Source organism: Bacillus sp. ISL-75 (genome assembly GCF_018613095.1).
Map to the genome: position 1 here is coordinate 21,324 of NZ_JAGGQX010000042.1, position 19,121 is coordinate 40,444.

Annotated in this window: 22 protein-coding genes and 1 pseudogene; 16 read left to right on the forward strand and 7 right to left on the reverse strand. The window is 37.8% G+C overall.

The window, feature by feature from the left end:
• Nucleotides 1-145: 145 nt before the first annotated feature.
• Nucleotides 146-286 carry a YrzI family small protein gene (locus J7E63_RS17620; protein ID WP_215014698.1) on the forward strand — a complete coding sequence of 47 codons (141 nt, stop codon included), beginning with the start codon at nucleotides 146-148 and terminating at the stop codon, nucleotides 284-286.
• Nucleotides 287-740: 454 nt separating this feature from the next.
• Here J7E63_RS17620 and J7E63_RS17625 read toward each other — a convergent pair whose 3' ends face one another.
• Nucleotides 741-2,540 carry a M3 family oligoendopeptidase gene (locus J7E63_RS17625; protein WP_215014700.1) on the reverse strand — a complete coding sequence of 600 codons (1,800 nt, stop codon included), beginning with the start codon at nucleotides 2,538-2,540 and terminating at the stop codon, nucleotides 741-743.
• Between the two features lie 191 nt (nucleotides 2,541-2,731).
• Between J7E63_RS17625 and J7E63_RS17630 the strand changes: the two genes are divergently transcribed.
• The gene (locus J7E63_RS17630) at nucleotides 2,732-3,412 is read left to right on the forward strand and encodes a response regulator transcription factor (protein ID WP_215014701.1); all 681 of its coding nucleotides are present in this window, start codon (nucleotides 2,732-2,734) and stop codon (nucleotides 3,410-3,412) included.
• A 35-nt stretch (nucleotides 3,413-3,447) separates the two neighbouring features.
• Nucleotides 3,448-4,416, forward strand: a complete 969-nt coding sequence (locus tag J7E63_RS17635; protein WP_215014703.1) for a F510_1955 family glycosylhydrolase — start codon at nucleotides 3,448-3,450, stop codon at nucleotides 4,414-4,416.
• A 204-nt stretch (nucleotides 4,417-4,620) separates the two neighbouring features.
• On the opposite strand, the gene sigK is transcribed toward J7E63_RS17635, so the two are convergent.
• Both sigK and pssA read right to left on the reverse strand, forming a co-directional pair.
• Nucleotides 4,621-5,334, reverse strand: a complete 714-nt coding sequence (gene sigK, locus J7E63_RS17640; protein WP_066257756.1) for an RNA polymerase sporulation sigma factor SigK — start codon at nucleotides 5,332-5,334, stop codon at nucleotides 4,621-4,623.
• Nucleotides 5,335-5,492: 158 nt separating this feature from the next.
• Nucleotides 5,493-6,032, reverse strand: coding sequence for a CDP-diacylglycerol--serine O-phosphatidyltransferase (gene pssA, locus J7E63_RS17645; RefSeq protein ID WP_088089057.1), 540 nt, complete (start codon nucleotides 6,030-6,032; stop codon nucleotides 5,493-5,495).
• A gap of 131 nt (nucleotides 6,033-6,163) precedes the next feature.
• Here pssA and J7E63_RS17650 point away from each other — a divergent pair, with 131 nt between their 5' ends.
• Nucleotides 6,164-6,949, forward strand: a complete 786-nt coding sequence (locus tag J7E63_RS17650; protein WP_215014705.1) for a phosphatidylserine decarboxylase — start codon at nucleotides 6,164-6,166, stop codon at nucleotides 6,947-6,949.
• 72 nt (nucleotides 6,950-7,021) lie between these two features.
• Here J7E63_RS17650 and J7E63_RS17655 read toward each other — a convergent pair whose 3' ends face one another.
• Nucleotides 7,022-7,162 (reverse strand): sporulation histidine kinase inhibitor Sda, encoded by a 141-nt coding sequence (locus J7E63_RS17655; protein ID WP_098259603.1) that lies wholly within the window; start codon nucleotides 7,160-7,162, stop codon nucleotides 7,022-7,024.
• 473 nt (nucleotides 7,163-7,635) lie between these two features.
• Here J7E63_RS17655 and J7E63_RS17660 point away from each other — a divergent pair, with 473 nt between their 5' ends.
• From J7E63_RS17660 to J7E63_RS17695, 8 genes are read left to right on the forward strand one after another with little or no spacing between them, the layout of a single operon-like run.
• The gene (locus J7E63_RS17660; RefSeq protein ID WP_168245142.1) at nucleotides 7,636-8,151 is read left to right on the forward strand and encodes a YqeG family HAD IIIA-type phosphatase; all 516 of its coding nucleotides are present in this window, start codon (nucleotides 7,636-7,638) and stop codon (nucleotides 8,149-8,151) included.
• Between the two features lie 3 nt (nucleotides 8,152-8,154).
• Nucleotides 8,155-9,261, forward strand: coding sequence for a ribosome biogenesis GTPase YqeH (gene yqeH, locus J7E63_RS17665; protein WP_214731574.1), 1,107 nt, complete (start codon nucleotides 8,155-8,157; stop codon nucleotides 9,259-9,261).
• A 55-nt stretch (nucleotides 9,262-9,316) separates the two neighbouring features.
• Nucleotides 9,317-10,156 (forward strand): shikimate dehydrogenase, encoded by an 840-nt coding sequence (gene aroE / locus J7E63_RS17670; RefSeq protein WP_168245140.1) that lies wholly within the window; start codon nucleotides 9,317-9,319, stop codon nucleotides 10,154-10,156.
• Nucleotides 10,150-10,440: a ribosome assembly RNA-binding protein YhbY gene (yhbY, locus tag J7E63_RS17675; RefSeq protein WP_088089051.1), complete on the forward strand. Its 291-nt coding sequence runs from the start codon at nucleotides 10,150-10,152 to the stop codon at nucleotides 10,438-10,440. Before aroE ends, yhbY begins: the two co-directional genes overlap by 7 nt.
• Before the next feature lie 24 nt (nucleotides 10,441-10,464).
• Complete coding sequence (locus J7E63_RS17680) at nucleotides 10,465-11,034, forward strand: nicotinate-nucleotide adenylyltransferase (RefSeq protein WP_215014709.1); 570 nt, start codon at nucleotides 10,465-10,467, stop codon at nucleotides 11,032-11,034.
• Nucleotides 11,024-11,590: a bis(5'-nucleosyl)-tetraphosphatase (symmetrical) YqeK gene (yqeK, locus tag J7E63_RS17685; protein WP_215014711.1), complete on the forward strand. Its 567-nt coding sequence runs from the start codon at nucleotides 11,024-11,026 to the stop codon at nucleotides 11,588-11,590. Before J7E63_RS17680 ends, yqeK begins: the two co-directional genes overlap by 11 nt.
• A 3-nt stretch (nucleotides 11,591-11,593) precedes the next feature.
• On the forward strand, nucleotides 11,594-11,950 hold the full coding sequence (gene rsfS / locus J7E63_RS17690) for a ribosome silencing factor (RefSeq protein ID WP_168245136.1): 357 nt from the start codon (nucleotides 11,594-11,596) through the stop codon (nucleotides 11,948-11,950).
• Nucleotides 11,947-12,705 carry a class I SAM-dependent DNA methyltransferase gene (locus tag J7E63_RS17695; RefSeq protein ID WP_215014713.1) on the forward strand — a complete coding sequence of 253 codons (759 nt, stop codon included), beginning with the start codon at nucleotides 11,947-11,949 and terminating at the stop codon, nucleotides 12,703-12,705. Before rsfS ends, J7E63_RS17695 begins: the two co-directional genes overlap by 4 nt.
• A gap of 56 nt (nucleotides 12,706-12,761) precedes the next feature.
• Here the strand turns inward: J7E63_RS17695 and comER are convergent, their stop codons facing one another.
• Complete coding sequence (gene comER / locus J7E63_RS17700) at nucleotides 12,762-13,586, reverse strand: late competence protein ComER (RefSeq protein ID WP_215014715.1); 825 nt, start codon at nucleotides 13,584-13,586, stop codon at nucleotides 12,762-12,764.
• A gap of 87 nt (nucleotides 13,587-13,673) precedes the next feature.
• Here comER and J7E63_RS17705 point away from each other — a divergent pair, with 87 nt between their 5' ends.
• The 3 genes and pseudogenes from J7E63_RS17705 to J7E63_RS17715 all read left to right on the forward strand — a co-directional run bounded on the left by J7E63_RS17705 (nucleotide 13,674) and on the right by J7E63_RS17715 (nucleotide 17,248).
• Nucleotides 13,674-14,312 (forward strand): helix-hairpin-helix domain-containing protein, encoded by a 639-nt coding sequence (locus J7E63_RS17705; protein ID WP_215014717.1) that lies wholly within the window; start codon nucleotides 13,674-13,676, stop codon nucleotides 14,310-14,312.
• A gap of 73 nt (nucleotides 14,313-14,385) precedes the next feature.
• Nucleotides 14,386-14,832 (forward strand): annotated as a pseudogene (locus J7E63_RS17710) (ComE operon protein 2); the annotation flags it as partial.
• Between the two features lie 88 nt (nucleotides 14,833-14,920).
• A complete protein-coding gene (locus tag J7E63_RS17715; RefSeq protein WP_215014719.1) occupies nucleotides 14,921-17,248 on the forward strand; it encodes a DNA internalization-related competence protein ComEC/Rec2 in 2,328 nt (775 codons plus the stop codon).
• 75 nt (nucleotides 17,249-17,323) lie between these two features.
• On the opposite strand, the gene J7E63_RS17720 is transcribed toward J7E63_RS17715, so the two are convergent.
• Entirely contained in the window at nucleotides 17,324-17,458 is a 135-nt protein-coding gene (locus J7E63_RS17720) for a YqzM family protein (protein ID WP_026563518.1), read from the reverse strand.
• Between the two features lie 300 nt (nucleotides 17,459-17,758).
• On the opposite strand from J7E63_RS17720, the gene holA reads away from it, so the two are divergent.
• Nucleotides 17,759-18,775 carry a DNA polymerase III subunit delta gene (gene holA / locus J7E63_RS17725; protein WP_215014721.1) on the forward strand — a complete coding sequence of 339 codons (1,017 nt, stop codon included), beginning with the start codon at nucleotides 17,759-17,761 and terminating at the stop codon, nucleotides 18,773-18,775.
• Between the two features lie 42 nt (nucleotides 18,776-18,817).
• Here holA and rpsT read toward each other — a convergent pair whose 3' ends face one another.
• Nucleotides 18,818-19,078 carry a 30S ribosomal protein S20 gene (gene rpsT, locus J7E63_RS17730; RefSeq protein ID WP_088089041.1) on the reverse strand — a complete coding sequence of 87 codons (261 nt, stop codon included), beginning with the start codon at nucleotides 19,076-19,078 and terminating at the stop codon, nucleotides 18,818-18,820.
• Nucleotides 19,079-19,121 lie beyond the last annotated feature (43 nt).

Genomic DNA, 19,121 nt, shown 5'->3' on the forward strand with positions numbered 1-19,121 from the left:
ATTTTTGTGCCTAAAAAACCAGCGCCGCAGGGATACTCTTCTGCGGCCTTTTTGTGCCCTTTTTACGAGCACAAGGGATATGCATTGCATATGTTGAAATGTTGCTGGAGTTCAACACTAAATATTCTTAAGGAGGTGGTAAGACATGACTCTAAATATATTCTTCATTTCAATTACAATTAAGAAACGAAAAGTAAGCACGGAAGAAGCTATTCATCAAGAAATGGTTGAGAAGCTCTACGAACAAAACAAAGACCGTCAAGCATCTATGTACCGTGGGATGTAATTAGAAAAAAATTTGCTGATAAGAAAGGTGGTTTTAACTATGTTGTTTTTACTAATGCAAGGTCGTGGCGCTAGTCTCTGGGTTTCGAAGGATACCACCTAGCTAGTCATAAAAATTAGGAGGTAACAATCATGCCGCTGCATATCTTATTATTGTCGCTATTCTTTATACCAAAGAAAAAGGGTCATAATGATATCATATTGAAATCGAATTGCTAATAACCGTAAGTGTTTGTTAACAAAATCTCCACATTTCCTTAAGCTAGTTTCTGTGAAAATATGATAAATTCAAATTAGAAAGAACAGGATCTATCTAAGGGGTGGAGAGTATGTTCATGGTTGTGATGGCTATCGTCATTACTGCGGCAATCAGCTGCGTTATTTCAGCTGAACTTAGTGCGGAATAATTAAGAAGCATCGACCAAAATAATCGGTCGATGCTTTATTTTTTCATCTTATTTATCTTCAGTTAAAGCCAGGAATTCATCAATATCATCAAGACAAATACGGACTGCCTTCTCCCAAAAGTCCGGTTGCGTCAAATCTACTTGTAAATGTTTCTGCGCTAGGTCCTCGACCGACATTGAGGCTGTATCCTTTAACAAGGCAATGTACTTATCTTCATAACCCCTGCCTTCCTCAAGAGCCTGAGCATAGATACCAAGTGAAAAAAGATAACCAAATGTATATGGGAAGTTATAGAATGGAACATTTGTTATAAAGAAGTGGAGCTTCGAAGCCCAGAATAACGGATGATATTCTTCCAAAGCATTGCTATATGCCTCTTTTTGTGCGGCAAGCATCAATTCATTCAACCGTTCCACTGCAACAGGACCTTGCTTTCTTTCTTCATAAAAACGCGTTTCAAACAAGAAACGGGCATGTATATTCATTAATAGCGCAACCGTTCTTTGAATTTTATCATCTAATAAAACGAGCTTTTCTTCTTCGTCCTTCGCATTCTTCACTGCCGCGTCAGCTACAATCATTTCGGCAAAGGTTGAGGCGGTTTCAGCAACGTTCATCGCATAATTGCGATTGAGATGATGAACACCCTTCATTGCGAATGTATGGAATCCGTGTCCCAATTCATGTGCAAGGGTTGAGACGTTAGATGGAGTGCCTGAATAAGTCATGAAAATACGGGATTGATTACTTTCAGGGAAGAAAGTACAAAAGCCGCCAGGTGCTTTTCCAGGGCGATCTTCTCCTTCGATCCATTGTTCTTTAAACGCCTTCTGGGCAAATGAAGCCATTTTCTCACCAAAGATAGCAAAGTTCTGTTCGATAAATTCAGCACCTTCTTGATAAGAAACCTTTGAGGCTGTTTTTCCATATGGAGCATCTAAATCATACCAACTTAATTTTTCAAGTCCTAACAGCGTAGCTTTACGCTCTAGGTATTTAACCAGCATTTGTTTATTTTCCGAAATAACTGTCCACATTGTTTCCAGCGTTCTCTTATCCATGCGGTTAATACTAAGCGGTTCCTTCAAAACATCCTCCCAGCCACGCTTTTTGTAGACACTTAAACGGAAACCAGAAAGATGATTAAGTGTTTTAGCCAAGATGTCTGCTTGATCTCCCCAAGCTTTTTCCCAATTTTCAAAAATAGCTTTTCGAATTTCCCTGTCTGGGCTGGAAAATTTGTTGAAAGCCTGCCCGACAGAGAGTAGTTTCTCTTTGCCATTTTCGTTAAACGAGATTTTAATTTTTCCAACGATTAAATCATACAGTTGACCCCAGCTATGGTAACCGTCCACACCAAGGGCGCTGATAATAGCTTCTTCTTCTTTAGAGAGCTTATCTTTTGCACGATCGCGTCGTTCATTTAATATGTAAGAGAGCACTTTGAGTTTTTCATCTGCTAACAACTGTACCCAAACGTCATCGTTGATTGTTGTTAATAAGCTATCAAATCTACTAAGAGCAGTTTGGAAAGCAGCACTTAAACTGGTCACTCTTGCTTCCAGGTTATATGCTTTCTTGTCTTCGGTATTTTGTGCCTGCAAACATCCAACAAAGGCACCGGCTTGACGAAGCTTTTTGGCGGCATGCTCAAAGTCTTCAAGTAACTCTTGTAGGAATTTTGAATCCTCGGTTGTATTGAGTGGAGTCCAACTGCTAGCTTTTGCTTGGAAAAGATCAATTAACTCTGAAGTAAGAGTTAAGTGGTCTGCAAATTCTTTGGAGTCACTGCCGCCTTTAAAAATTATTTCCAGGTCCCACACATCCGAATATGGAGTGGCTGTCATTCTATATACCTCCTTTATTTATGTACTTTCATTATTATATAGTTATTTTTCTAAAAATTCTATACATTACGCTTCCCGAAGGATGGGATGCAAAAGGGAATAAAAAAGTAATTCACCTAATCTTCAAATTTGTTTTTCAACCGTATGTAGTATAATTTAATTCTAGATTTAATATGCGGGAGAGGAAACTAGTGAAAAAAATACTGCTCGTTGATGATGAAACAAGAATGTTAGATTTACTTTCTCTTTATTTAACTCCCAAAGGGTATAACTGCATTAAAATGTCTTCCGCTCTCAAGGCAATTTGTTACTTGGAAAAGGGGAAAGCAGATATAATCTTGTTAGATGTTATGATGCCCGAAATGGACGGGTGGGAAGCGTGTATGGAGATTCGAAAAAACTGGGACATCCCGATCATTATGCTAACCGCACGCAGTGAAAAAAATGATATTGTTAAAGGCCTAAAAATGGGTGCTGATGATTATATTTCTAAACCATTCGACGAAGAGGAGTTAACTGCTCGTATCGACGCTGTCTTAAGAAGACAAACAGGTCATCCAGCATTCATTGACTTTAATGGTCTTTCATTAAACGAGGATTCTTTTGATGTTTCATACAAGAATCAGCATATACCTGTCACACCAAAGGAATTTTCTTTATTAGCGCTTTTACTAAAGAATCATAACAAAGTGTTTACCCGGGAACATCTATTGACGACGATATGGGGCTATGCCGCTCCAACAGAAGACCGGACGATTGATTCCCATGTTCGGAATTTACGGGATAAATTACGGAAAACGGGATTTCCTGTTGACCACTATTTGACAACCGTATGGGGACTGGGGTATAAGTGGATGGATAAGGATTCATAAATGAATACCTCATAGTTTAATATGGAGGGAAAAAAGTGAAGATTACAATGAAAGTCTATCTTGCTATTTTGACAGGAATCATGCTGATTTTGTCCTCAGGCTGCACAAATAAAAGCCAAGAACAGAAACCTGAAAAGGAAAAGATAGCAAAAGTAAACTTTGATATTATCCAGGCGAAATCATTAAAAGTAGGTCAGATTCTTGGTATTGGCTATCCAGGAAATGATTTTGCTTTGTACGTAGCTACAGATAACGGCCTAAAAATGTATAATGGTTCTGAATGGTATGAAACAACAACGAACCAACATGATTACTTTGGCTTTCAAGCGATAAGTGCTGGTTTTATCGCAAGTGGTCAACCTCAAAAAGGATCGGGTCTTAAGGACCCACTCGGTATAATTCAGAGTGTTGATAAAGGACAAACCCTCAAGAAATTATCCTTTTATAATCAGTCGCTGTTCCATTTCGTGGGTGCGAGTTTTTCAGGAAAAGGTCTTTATGTAATTAACGAAGAACCTAATGGAAAATTGGGTCAAGGCGTGAATTATTCTCTGGATAATGGAGCGACGTGGAAAAAAAGTGCATTAAAGGATTTTAACGCGGATTCATTTGGGATGATCGCGGTTCATCCGAAAAATGGCAATATCATCGCGATGTCGACAAGGTCTGGTATTTTTTATTCGACCGACAATGGGAACACCATGAAGCAAATTACAGATCCATTTATGGTTACTGCACTTACATTTAGTGGAGACTCGATTTTATTTTCAAGTGTGGAAAACGAAAAAGTACTATTAAAAACAATCAATCCTGCAACTGGAGAACAAAAGAATATCGCTTTCCCATTCCTTGATTATGATAATCCAATTACTTATTTAGCGATTAATCCAAGAGATCCGAACCAAATAGCCTTCACTACTTATAAGAATGATGTATATGAATCTATTGATGGTGGAATGAAGTGGAATAATCCTTTACAAAATGGAAAAACAGAGCTGAAATAAACTTTAGCTCTGTTTTTTTTGCTTAAAATTAAAAATATAAAATTTTGAACTTAGATAACTGTCTAGCTCCAGCGCCCAGCGGCTAGTGGACTTCGCTCTTCTCCCTACGATAAGTCAACATCGGATCGCTACGCTCTCCGTGTTTCCTTTATCTCAGTCGAAGCGCTCCAGTCCATACGCCGCTAAACGGGCGCTTCCGCTTTTCTACTTTTTCTTCTTCTCTTTTTCGGCTCGATAGAATTCATGGAACATTTTCATTAAGGCGCGTTTTTCAATCCTTGAAACATAACTTCGTGATATTCCTAATTCTTTGGCAATCTCCCGTTGTGTTTTTTCTTTTTGTAGGTCAAGACCAAATCGCCCGATGATTACTTCCTTTTCTCGGTCATCCAGCACTTCAATATATTTTTTCACTTTCTCCAGCTCCATGTTCAGCTGAATCGTATCAATCACATCTTCTGATTCTGATTTAAGCACATCGATTAATGATATTTCGTTTCCTTCCTTATCTTGACCAATTGGATCATGCAAGGAAACATCTTTTTTTGTTTTCTTAAGAGCTCGTAAATGCATTAAAATTTCATTCTCAATACAACGTGCGGCATAGGTGGCGAGCTTTGTTCCTTTCCCCTCGGAGTAACTCTCAATCGCTTTAATTAACCCAATGGTTCCAATTGATATTAAATCTTCCGAATCCTCCCCAGTGTTTTCGAATTTTTTTACTATATGCGCGACCAATCTTAGGTTGTGTTCAATTAACATATTGCGCGCATGGGAATCTCCCTCTGCCATCAATCGAAGATATTTTCTTTCTTCTGCGGCAGATAGGGGTTGAGGAAAGGCATTATTTTTTACATAGGAAACAAGAAATAAGAATTCCTTCATTAAATATCCGAGAGCTGTTAAGATTCCAGACATCCACATCTACCCCCGTCTTTTTTGGCTTATTCGCCTATTATTAATTCCTATGAAGGAAAAGGGAAATTGTGTCTGTCCATAAACTTTTTTATTTAAGTAGGAATTTTTTTGTGAAAAAAAGCATCAACCATGGACTGATTGATGCTTTCTTGCTATTTCTATACTTTTTTCAGTTTAAATGGACTGACCATTAGGAATGATAGAATGATGATGATAAATAAGAATGTTTGGGAAGGGATATAGGGAATGGCTAAAAAGCTTAAGGTTGCCAAGCATCCTGCTGCTGTAATTGGTAGACCAGTAAAATAGCCATTGCTTTCCGTTATATTGAAGCGTGCTAATCTGAAGGCGCCACAACCGATGTAGAAAACCGTAAAAAATGAACCCGGTCCGCCAAATTCATGTAAAATTCCTTGATATAGTAATAGTGCAGGTGCCACGCCAAATGATATAATATCACTCATGGAATCCAATTGTTTTCCTAACTCGGATTCAATATTAAATTTTCTTGCAATCATGCCGTCAAAACGATCGGCCAATGCGGCAATAAAAATTAACAGCAGGCTTAATCTCAAATTCCCATGAAGACCGAATACAATGGCAAAACCGCCCAATGATAAGTTTGTTAAAGTGATAACATTAGCTGTTTGTGATTTAAGTTTTTTTATTGTTTGATCTAGTACGTCTAATAAAAACATGCTCCACACCACTCCTTTCTTACAAGCCGGAAGGTAAATCAATTTCTTACATTCATTCTATATATTATTTAATTTTAAGCGTTTTATGTCTTTTCGTAAAGAGTATTTTTACACTATTTGGGGGTAGTTAGATGATCCAGGGCTTTTATCGTCTATTGATTGAGTTAACAAATGGAAGGTGGACATCAGGAATTTTAAGAAGGTTTGCTCGTTCACATGTCAGTCGTTTCGTGGTACCATCCTTTGCAAAGATTTATCATTTAAATCAAGAAGAAATGGAGAAGGGCTTGTCAGAGTACCCTACTCTTCATGATTTATTTGTCAGGACATTGAAAAAGGATGCAAGAGAAATTGATAAAGGTGAGAATTCAGTTGTCAGTCCGGTGGATGCGGTTATCGAAGATGTGGGTCCGATTAAAGAGACGAGTGATATTCATGTCAAAGGAAAGACGTATTCAATTGAAGAAATGCTGGGAAATCAACAACTGTTAACCAAGTATTTAAATGGTACATACATGATTCTTTATTTAAGTCCAAGTCATTATCATCGTATTCACAGCCCTGTCAATGGAATCGTCACCAAACAATGGACGCTTGGTTCAAAATCATATCCAGTCAATAAGCTGGGGCTAAAATATGGGGTTAGAACACTCGCCAAGAATTTTCGAGTTATAACTGAAGTGAAAACGGATTATGGGCATGTTGCAATCGTGAAGGTAGGGGCTATGTTTGTTAATTCAATTGAAACCACACACAAGGGATCAGAATTAGTGAAGGGCGGCGAAATGGCTTATTTTAGTTTTGGTTCGACCGTAGTCCTGTTATTCGAAAAAGATATTTTTCAAATGGATTCAAACGTTCAGACACCTAAGGACATTAAGGTTGGAGAAAAACTTGGGGTTTTGAGAAATCAGTAACGAAAAACATCCTCAGAGACTTGGGCTTGAGGCTAGACAAAAAGAAAAGCCCTAATAGGGCTATTGCTAATTTTATGATGACATTTTTATTTTATGGTATAAGGAGCGTCTGAGCATTTCTGACTCAATAAGTCCAATAAAATCAGGGCTTAAGTTTAATTCTCTTGCTTTAAAATATGACTCAATTAATAATTCATCTGACAGTTTCCGCACGGCAGAATCCACCTCCGACTTGAAAATAAATTGTTCTAATATATGAATCAAAAACATAAAATGGTATGTTCAATTGGTGTACCCTAAATCTACCAAATTTATTCCTATAGAACAATCGTTCTAACTATCCACAGGTTCTGGTGGATAACTTGTGATTACTTTGTTTATAAAATGATGAAAAGTGTATGATTCAATGGGTATAATGTTAATAACTTTATCCACAATTGTGTGAAATGAAGATATTTGTCGAAAAATATTTTTCATTTTTTTAATCACATCCTATTTTTGAAAGATTTAGTCTCTCTTAGAGCGAGTAATCAAATTTAAAAATCATGTATTATCAGTTTTTGATGAATAATAAGACTATAAACAAATTACATTTAATCTTTGAAACAAAGGTTAAAATTGGTTATGATTGTACAAGAAAAAAATATTGAACGATTATATTTGGAATTCAATGAGGTGTAAGCTTAGTGCTAAAACAATTTTTACCGAATGAACATGTTAAAAGCATTCTTGATATATCCGCTGAACAGTTGAATGCAAAAGGGATTAAGGGGATCATTACTGATTTGGATAATACGTTAGTGGAATGGGATCGCCCCAATGCCACTCCTCAATTAATCAAATGGTTTGATGAAATTCGAAAACATAATATCCTCGTGACAATTGTTTCTAATAATAATGAAGAACGTGTCAAAGCCTTTTCTGATCCTTTAAAAATCCCCTTTATTTTTAGAGCTAGGAAGCCGTTTGCCATTGCCTTTCACAAGGCCATTTCACAAATGGGAATTAAAAAAGAAGAGGCAGTGGTAATTGGAGATCAGTTACTGACAGATGTACTTGGCGGGAACCGGGGTGGTTTTCATACGATCCTGGTTGTCCCTGTTGCACAGACTGACGGATTTTTTACAAAATTTAACCGCTTTGCCGAGAGAAGAATTTTAAATTGGTTTCGAAAAAAAGGTATGCTTCAATGGGAGGATTAATGTGTGAGTGAACATCAACATATTTGTATGGGTTGTGGAGTAAAGGTCCAAACAGAAAACCCAGAGGAACTAGGATACGCCCCAACATCGGCCTTGGAAAAAGAAATGATTATTTGCCAGCGATGTTTTCGTCTTAAGCACTATAATGAGGTTCAGGATGTTAGCTTAACCGACGATGATTTTTTAAAAATATTAAATGAAATGGGAAAGTCAGATGCCTTAATCGTGATGATTGTTGACATTTTTGATTTTAATGGCAGCTGGCTTCCAGGTTTACACCGTTTTGTAGGAAGCAATAAAGTGCTTCTTGTTGGAAATAAGGTAGATTTATTGCCTAAATCTGTGAAGCATAGTAAGCTAATTCACTGGATGAAGCATGAAGCCAAAGAACTGGGCTTAAAGCCAGAAGATGTATTCCTTGTAAGTGCTGCGAAAGGCTTATTTGTTAAGGAAACGGCGGCGGCCATTGATGAACACCGAAATGGTAAAGACGTCTATGTGGTTGGGTGTACTAATGTTGGGAAATCTACGTTTATCAATCGAATCATTAAAGAAGTAACAGGAGAATCCGATGTTATTACCACCTCCCATTTTCCGGGAACGACGTTGGATATTATCAAAATTCCACTTGATGATGAAAAATCATTAATTGATTCGCCAGGTATTATCAACCATCATCAAATGGCGCATTATGTTGATAAGAGGGATTTAAAAATTATCACCCCCAAAAAAGAAATCAAGCCAAAAGTGTTTCAATTGAATGAAGGACAGACCTTATTCTTTGGCGGCTTGGCCCGCTTTGATTATATTAGTGGCGGCCGAAGATCCTTTGTTTGTTATGTTTCCAATGAATTGAATATTCACAGGACCAAAATCGAGAATGCGGACGAACTCTACGAAAAGCATGTGGGGGAAATGCTGACACCGCCTCGTATGGAACAATTAGAATCTTTTCCTGAGCTTGTGAAACAGGAATTTATTGTGAAAGAAGCAAAAACGGATATCGTTTTCTCAGGACTTGGTTGGATTACCGTAAATGAGGCGGGTGCAAAAGTAGCGGCCTATGTACCAAAAGGTGTACAAGCATTAATTCGAAAATCCTTAATATAAATAGATATCTTTAAGGTCAGGTTTTCATTTGCTGATCTGGGTGGGGGGAATTCAGATGAAGAAATTATTTGCTGTTTTGGGGAATCCAATCGGACATAGTATGTCTCCGGTTATGATCAATGATTTATTTTCATTTTATAACATCGATGCAGCCTATCTGCCATTTCAAGTTAAGGAAGTGGATTTACATGATGCTGTCAAGGGATTAAAAGCGCTGGGCGTCAGTGGATTTAATGTAACTGTTCCACATAAAAGTAAAATTATTCCCTTTCTGGATGGCATAGATGAATTGGCAGCGAACATCGGGGCGGTGAATACCGTTGTAAATGAAAACGGTCAACTAATTGGCTATAACACAGATGGCCCTGGTTTTCTAAAAGGCTTAAATGCTTTTCTGCCTAAAATAACAGACCAAAAGGTTCTGATTATTGGAGCAGGCGGGGCTGCGAGAGCCATCTATTTAACTTTGGCAAAGGAAAACCCGCTCGTCTTGAACATTGCCAATCGCACGATAGAGAAAGCCTGGGAACTAATCAAAGAATGTCCTTATTCAGTTTTTTCTAGTGCTTGTTCGTTTGAAGAGGCAAGTGAATCATTAGGGGAATATGATTTAGTTATTCAAACGACACTGATTGGCATGTCCCCAAAAATTAATGAGCAGCCATTCCCACTAAATAAAATAAAGAATCAAACCGTCTTTTGTGATATCATATACAATCCGCTTGAAACGCAATTTTTACAAGAAGCGCGTCTTAATGGAGCAAGCATCCAAAACGGGATAGATATGTTTGTATATCAGGGAGCACTTGCTTTTGAAAAATGGACGGGAATTTTCCCTGATGTGGAAAGAATGAGAGATAATGTGTTAAAACAATTAGGAGGAAGAACATGTTAACAGGTAAGCAAAAAAGTTTTTTACGTTCAAAGGCGCACCACCTAGATCCGATATTTCAAGTAGGTAAAGGTGGAGTAAACGAAAATATGATTAAACAAGTTGCTGATGCACTCGAAGCAAGAGAGCTATTTAAAGTCAGCATTTTGCAAAATTGTGAAGAAGACAAAGCGGCCGTTGCTGAGCAGTTAGCTGAAGGTACGGGTGCAGAAATTGTTCAACTTATCGGAAATACCATTGTCCTTTATAAAGAGTCTGTGGAAAAGAAAACAATTAAACTTCCATAATTGAATGTATAAGGAGACGATCGCATGTTGAAGGTGGGAATATTGGGAGGAACCTTTGATCCTCCGCATTATGGACATCTTTTAATTGCAAATGAGGTTCTTTCCACTCTTCAGCTTGATGAAATTTGGTTTATGCCAAACCAAGAGCCTCCCCATAAGAGAAAATCAGAATCGATTAAAAACGAAGATCGCCTGCAAATGCTGGAATTAGCAATCGGTGGAAATGCTGCTTTTCGAGTGGAAACGATTGAACTTCATAGGCAAGGCCCTTCTTATACAGTTGATACCATGAAAATGATTAATGACCAGTTTCCAGATCATCAGTTTTTCTTTATTATTGGGGCGGATATGATTGAATATCTGCCGAAATGGCATAAAATTGACGAACTTATTAAACTTGTCCAATTTGTTGGAGTTGAAAGACCGGCATATAGTAGTCAGACAGACTACCCTATCCTTTATGTAGATGTTCCGGCACTGGATGTTTCATCTAGTATGATTAGAGATAGGGTGAAAAACGGAAAGACCGTTCGTTATCTACTGCCTGATCCGGTCGTTCAATATATCGAGGAGAAGCATTTATATGGAACGTGAAGAGGCGTTAAAGCTTGTAAAGGAACAATTAACCGATCATCGCTATCAACATACTTTGGGAGTAATGGAGACAGCAATAGCACTTGCAAAGCAATATGGCGGCAATGAACAAAAAGCGGAATTAGCTGCGATATTTCATGATTATGCCAAATTTCGTCCAAAAGACGAAATGAAGGAAATTATTACTGGCCAAGGATTTCCGCAGGATTTGCTTGAATTTAATTCGGAATTGTGGCATGCACCTGCAGGGGCCTACTTGGTGGAAAAAGAAGCGGACATCAGCGACCGTGAAGTTTTGGAAGCAATCCGTTATCATACATCGGGAAGACCAGGAATGACTTTACTGGATAAAATTATTTATTTAGCCGATTACATTGAACCAGGCCGTCATTTTCCAGGTGTGGAAGAGGTACGAGATATGGCTAAAGAAAATTTAGATAAAGCACTAATTAAGGCCATTCAAAATACGATCATGTTTTTATTAAAAAAGAATCAAACAATATACCCTGATACATTCTATACGTACAATGATCTAATCAAAAAACTGGAGGATTGATTAATGGATAATCAAGAACTACTAAAAATTGCTGTTAAAGCAGCGGATGACAAACGTGCTGAAGACATTTTAGCCCTAAATATGAAGGGGATTTCTTTAATTGCTGATTACTTTATCATTTGTCACGGAAACTCAGATAAACAAGTACAGGCGATTGCAAAGGAAATGAAAGAAAAAGCCCAAGAACATGGATATGACGTAAAAAGAATTGAGGGTTATGATGAAGCAAGATGGGTGTTGATTGATCTTGGCGATGTTGTTGCCCACGTATTCCATCGTGACGAAAGAAGCTATTACAAATTGGAGCGTCTATGGGGCGATGCGCCGTTGGAAGACATCCACAGTGCGCTAAATACATGAGCTATCAGCAATTTGCCTATCTCTATGATGAACTGATGAAGGACGCACCATATGATGAGTGGGTCCAGTTTGTCAAAGATAAATGCGTGAACTATAACGTTACTGGCACTCGCTTGCTGGACCTAGCATGTGGGACAGGTGAGCTCTCCGTCCGGTTAGCGAAAGACGGCTTTCAAGTAACGGGAGTGGATTTATCTGAGGATATGCTAGCTGTGGCACAGGTGAAGGCCGAGGCTGATGGGGTTAAAATTCCGTTTTTTCAGCAGAATATGGCTGATTTGGAGGGCCAGGGGGAATTTGATGTCATCGGTATTTTTTGTGATTCGTTAAATTATCTTCAGAGCGAGCAAGAAGTTATGGCGACCTTTTCAAACGCCTTCCAGCATTTGAGCGATGAAGGCATTTTGATTTTTGATGTTCATTCAATTTATAAAATTTCTCATTTATTCATTAATCAAACCTTTGCTTCTAGTGAGGATCATGTCTCATTTATCTGGAATAGCTTCTCTGGAGAAAGTTCGAATAGTGTGGAACATGAGTTAAGCTTTTTTGTTTTGGATGAACGAACAGGAAAGTATGACCGATTTGATGAGATTCATTTTCAACGAACATATCCAGTCCAGCAATATTCAGACTGGTTAGTCGAGACTGGTTTTGAATTGTTGGAGGTTTGTGCTGATTTTAAAGATGCTAAGCCCTCAACACAATCAGAGCGAATCTTTTTTGTAGCGAAAAAAATAAAGAAAGCCATCTAAAAAAAAGATGGCTTTTTATTATGAGAAAAGAAGGAATTTGTCAGTAAATGGCGAAATTAATAATTAGAGAATTGCGTCTCTACTTTATCTAGATCCTCTTTAAATTTTGCCTGCGTAGCCTGAAATAGGTGCTCAAATACGTCTCCGAGCTCGTTATCCAGTACTTTTATACCTTCACCGGTTATCCCGCCCTTTACACATACCTTTTCCTGCAGTGATGAAAGCGTATAATGCCCTTGCTTTAATAATTCACCCATTCCCACAATCATTTCACTTGCCATAATTGTAGCGGCATCTTCGTCAATTTCTGTCTCTTTTACTGCCGCTTGGATGAAACTTTGGAGAAGATAGCTGAAGAAAGCTGGCCCGCAGCTAACGATATCAGAGGCAGGCCTAGTTATTTTTTCATCAATATGAAACGGCACCCCAATCTTCGTAATTAATTTCTCCACTTTCCTTTTCCAATGGTCACTGCAATTTTCCCCATAAGTAATCAATGACACCCCAGATAATGCGCGATTCGTAATACTTGGGATTACTCTTACGGCTGAACAGGAAACCTTCTTTTCAATTTGGCTTGTACTGATAGGGCTCGTTATAGAAATGAGACATTTTTCTGGGCTTAAATGTGGTTTAATTTCATCTAGAACTTGAAATACATCTAATGGTTTTACACAAATAAATACCAAGTCGGACTCCGCGGCAACTTCTCTTGGATTCGCTCCAACCCTTAGTTCCCTATATTTATCTTTAAGCACCATAGCTTTTGATTTTGTCCTGTTTGTAATCATGATAGAGGAAGGGGAAATGGCTTTTCCGTCAATCAAGGCCTCCACCAATATTCTCCCCATATTACCGGTACCGATAATGCCTATTTTCATTGTTCCGACCCTCCTTCGCATGCAAGTTTCTTTTATAACCATATGAAATCTGTAAGTGAAATATACCTTTAGAAAGGAAGGATTCAAGTGAAAGACTGGTTGATTGAACACAAGATCATTGTTGTAGTTGTTGCGATTATTGCACTCGGTGGATTTTATTTTTTTTATGTCAATGATGCCCCTGAGCCCCTTCCCACTAATTCCCTAAGTAGTGAAGAGAAATTTCAAGGGGAAGAGAAGGAAACAGAAAAGACGAAACCTGCAAATCCTCCGGAATTGCCAGAGAAAATAATGGTAGATGTCAAGGGCCAAATCAAACTTCCAGGAGTATACCAAGCAAATACAAGTGAGAGGGTTATTGATGTTATCAGTCGAGCGGGTGGTTTAACGGACAAGGCCGACCAAGGTCAGGTGAATTTTGCCGAGCATGTCCAAGATGAAATGATTATTTACATCCCTGCTAAGGGAGAGGAAGGACTTCCTTCTGCACCCATGGGCGGCAGCCAAATTACTACCAGCGGTAATCAAAAAGAATCAAAAATTAATATAAATAAGGCCGATGAAACTGAATTGCAAAATCTCCCTGGCATTGGTCCAGCCAAAGCGGCTGCCATTATTGAATATAGGAATACAAATGGCCCTTTCAAAGCGATTGAAGACTTGAAAAATATAAGCGGTATCGGGGACAAAACATTCGAAAAATTTAAAGATTTACTTGCTATATAGTAAATCTCTAATTGACCTATAGGGACAATCACTATTAAACTTAAGTGAATGAACATAAAAGGGAGTGGGAGAAGTGGAACGAATCTCATGGGATCAATATTTTATGGCACAAAGCCATTTGCTCGCACTAAGAAGCACATGTACTAGGCTGACAGTGGGAGCTACAATTGTAAGGGATAAACGAATTATTGCTGGTGGCTATAATGGTTCAATAGCTGGTGGAGACCATTGTATTGATGAAGGTTGCTTCGTGATTGACAATCACTGTGTCAGAACCATACACGCTGAAATGAATGCGCTGCTTCAATGTGCTAAATTTGGTGTGCCGACTGCAGAAGCTGAAATTTATGTTACCCATTTCCCCTGCTTACAATGCTGTAAAGCGATTATCCAAGCGGGTATTAAAACCGTTTATTACGCGGAGGATTATAAAAATCACCCGTATGCAATTGAACTTTTTCAGCAGGCAAATGTTACCATTGAGAAGGTAGAGCTGCATGAGTCAGTGATTGATTTACGGAAGGTTAGTCAATAATTCTACGGATTGATGCCGGTTATTTCCGGCTCTTCCGTATTTTGTAATGAAAATACCTAAATGGAGAAGTCAAATGAATGGAAAATATATTTATTTTGCAATTGCAGCTTTATTAGGTGTGTTATGTGTTCAATTAATATTTCTTCCTTTTTTCTTATTACAAACCCTGTATCTTTATCTTCTATATAAATACAAACGATTTATGAAATTTCAACTTGGGCTTGTAGCTGTGTGTTTTTTGACCTTCTTGTTTATCGGTCAACACGCAGTCTCAACCAATAAAACAGTCATCCCCCCATCCACTACCACCTTTTATCTTCAATATACCGAGGACCCAAAAATTGATGGTGACTTATTACAAGTGCAGGCTGCCGATGCACGGTACAAGGAAAAACTCCTCATCCGCTACAAAATCCAATCAGAACAAGAAAAAGATCTATTAAAGACGAAAACCTTTTATCATTGTTTATGCAGGGTGTCAGGCACTCTGGAAAAACCGGCGATTGCCAAAAACCCCAATGCTTTTAATTACCGAAAGTATTTATCTAGGAAGGACATTTATTGGATCATCGAGCTACAAGAAAACCCATTGCAAACTTGCTCTCAGATGAATCCTTCTCCATTGGAATTGATAAAACAACTTCGATATTCTGGTATTAATTATCTTGAGTCACATTTTCCGATAGAAATCGCTTCACTTTCCGCCGCCTTACTATTTGGTGACAGAAATTTGTTTGACCCGGAAGTTTTAACTGCGTACCAAAAAACCGGTATTGTTCATTTGCTCGCCATTTCTGGACTCCATGTTTCGTTATTAATTGCGATGGTTTTTTATATCGGCATTCGATTCGGACTAACGAGACAGTTTATGATCAATTTTCTTCTCATCATCCTGCCGATTTATGTCATTCTGACAGGCGGTTCACCATCTGTTATTCGCTCAGCTATGATGATTTTCCTCGTGTTACTTACTGTAAAGTTAAGAGCTCGCGTGAAGCTTTTTCCCCTGGATGCTATAAGCTTGGCATTTATTTTCTATTTATTTTTTAATCCAATGGTGATTTTTGATGCTGGCTTTCAACTCTCATTCTCAGTGAGTCTGGTGATCATTTTGTCTGCTCCATATATTTTGCAAGGCTATGAAAAGACGATAACGCGTATGCTTGCGACTTCGTTAGTTGCTCAATTAGCTGCACTCCCGTTCTTACTGTATCATTACTTTGAGGTTTCAATGATAGGTATCATCGCCAATATGGTCTATATTCCTCTTTTTTCATTTGTATACCTCCCAGGATTGTACCTTTTGTTTATCATCCAGTTTATGTTCGGAAAAACTCCGCTTATACTTATTAGTATTTTCAGAACAATCATTAGCCTCTCCAATTATCTTATAGAATATCTTGCTGATTTTACCCTCTTCCGCTTTATCCCTGGAAGACCAAATTGGTTTTTACTCATTATGTATATTTTTATCCTGCTTTTGATTTTTTTTATTTGGGAAACTAAAGCGTATCCGAAAAGGAAGATCCATCTAATCGTATTGAGTGCTGTGCTGATTATTTTTCAACAAGGCTGGAACTGGTTATATCCATATGGTGAAGTGACCATGATTGATGTTGGCCAAGGGGATAGTATTTTGATTCACCTTGCACATGGTGAAGGAACCTATCTCATTGATACAGGCGGGACAATGAATTATACAGAAGAAAAGTGGAGGGAACGAGCCAGTGCCTTTGAGGTAGGAAGGGATGTAGTGGTTCCCTTTTTAAAAGGACAAGGTATTACCAAGATTGACAAACTAATCTTAACACATGGGGATATGGACCATATTGGGGGGACATTCTCGATATTAAAAGAGCTTGAAGTAAAACAAATCCTAATGCCTTCAGTAGTTGAGCCATCAACTACTGAACTTGCCATTTTGGAGGAGGCGAAAAAGAAAAACATTGCTGTCATAAAAGTGTCAGAAGGAGACAAGTGGATTAGCGGGGAAAATGAATTTTATATCCTTTCACCTGAAAAGAATTTTACTGGTGAAAGAAACAGCGGCTCCATTGCCTTTATTGCTCAATTAGGGGGAGTTAGTTGGTTTTTTGGTGGAGATCTTGATCAAGAGGGGGAAGAGAAAATAATAAAAAAATATCCTAATTTAAAGGTTGATGTTTTAAAAGCTGGTCATCATGGGAGTAAAACATCAAGTGCAGAATCTTTTATTAATCAAATTAACCCAAGAATAGCATTAATTTCGGTCGGTGAAAAAAATCGTTTTGGCCACCCACATTCAGAAGTGATTAACCGATTAAGAAAAACAAATACAGTTATTTTTCGAACAGATCAGCAAGGAGCAATAACCTATAAATTTTATCAAGGAAAAGGAACCATTTCTCCCTATCTACCATAGGATAAAGCATCTCAAGAAAAATTAAAAAAGACTGCACGAATGCAGTCTCCAAAATTACCCATATGTAGCCATTCATTATGAACCGATTACTTTAATGACTGTAGCAACAATAAACATTATGGCAAAAAAACCAAAGGAAACCCCAAATCCTACCCCAGAATCAATCGCGTCGTTTCGTTTACTTTGCACATCTTTTTCAAATTCATTCACAGTCTACCCCTCCTATTTCACATATAGTATAAGTCATTCTCAAGAAAAAATCCAGCGTACATCAAAATGCTTTCCTTAACTGACAAGAGTTGTCAAAATAGTGAGACTGATAAAAGGCTACACTAAACTTACACAAGGAACTCCGCCAGACAATAGAATATCCTAGGGCTTCTATTGCAGGCGTTCATTATAGATTGGGAATTAGCACTTATTGATAAGTGCTAATTCCCTTTAAATGCTTGTCAAATTGTCCAAGCTTCTTTACCATATATATGAGTGGGAGAAGGGGAGCGCTGACAAATGGTAGTGGATATTTGGAGAAAAATTAAACAAAAGGAAATTGCTCCTATTTATTTATTATTTGGAACAGAGACATTCTTAATAAATGAAACAAAGCAATTATTACTTAACCATATTTTAAACGAAGAAGAAAAGGATTTTAATTTTGCAAGCTATGATTTAGAGGAAACGCCAATTGAGGTTGCAATCGAAGATGCGGAAACTTTTCCTTTTTTAGGTGAAAGGAAAGTTATCTTTTTACATAATCCTGTTTTTTTAACGGCTGAAAAATCAAAAGAAAAGATTGATCACAATTTATCTAGGTTCGAAATGTATTTAAAAGAGCCGGCACCCTACTCAGTATTAGTTATTTCGGCACCATATGAAAAATTGGATGAACGGAAAAAAATAACGAAAGAATTAAAAAGAAATGCTGAAATAGTCGAAGCCAAAAAGTTAAATGAACATGATTTACGGAACTGGGTAAAGAGCAGGGCGAAAAGAAGTGGGATTGAATTCGAACCTGATGCTATTGAACAATTGCTCGCATTGGTTGGAACAAATATGTTTATGATTACAGGTGAAGTGGACAAATTAGCATTATACGCTGCAGATGAAAAAAGAATTGATGTCAGCCTAGTGGAAAAATTAGTTGCTCGTTCACTTGAGCAAAATATTTTTACGCTCATTGAAAAAGTGGTTCAGCGAAAACTCGATGAAGCCTTAAGAATTTATTATGATTTGTTAAAACAAAATGAAGAGCCGATTAAGATTCTGGCATTGTTGGCAGGACAATTTAGGTTAATTTATCAAGTGAAGGAGCTCTCGAGAAGAGGATATGGACAGCAGCAAATAGCAGGTTTCTTGAAAACACACCCATTCCGAGTCAAACTTGCACTCGGTCAAGCTCCTAAATTTACAGATGAAGAATTGTCTAATATAATTGACCGCCTTGCTGAAGCGGACTACCAAATGAAAACAGGAGGCATGAATAAAGCTTTATTGATTGAGATGTTTCTATTTCATTTGAAGAAATAAAAAAACGATTCCTGTTAAAGGGAATCGTTTTTTTACGCTAAATTATAGAGCGTTAGTTTTTTTCATTAGACGGGATTTTTTACGAGCAGCAGCATTTTTGTGGATAAGACCTTTTGCAGCAGCCTTGTCTAATTTACTAGCAGCAGTTGCAAATACTTCTTTAGCAGCAGCACCGTCGTTAGTAGAAATAGCAGCTTCTACTTTCTTAACAGCAGTACGCATTGCAGATTTCGCAGTTGTATTTTGAGCATTACGAGCTTCGCTTGTTTTTACACGCTTAATAGCAGATTTAATATTAGGCATTACTTTCACCTCCTACAAAGAATCGAGACACTATATGAACTCG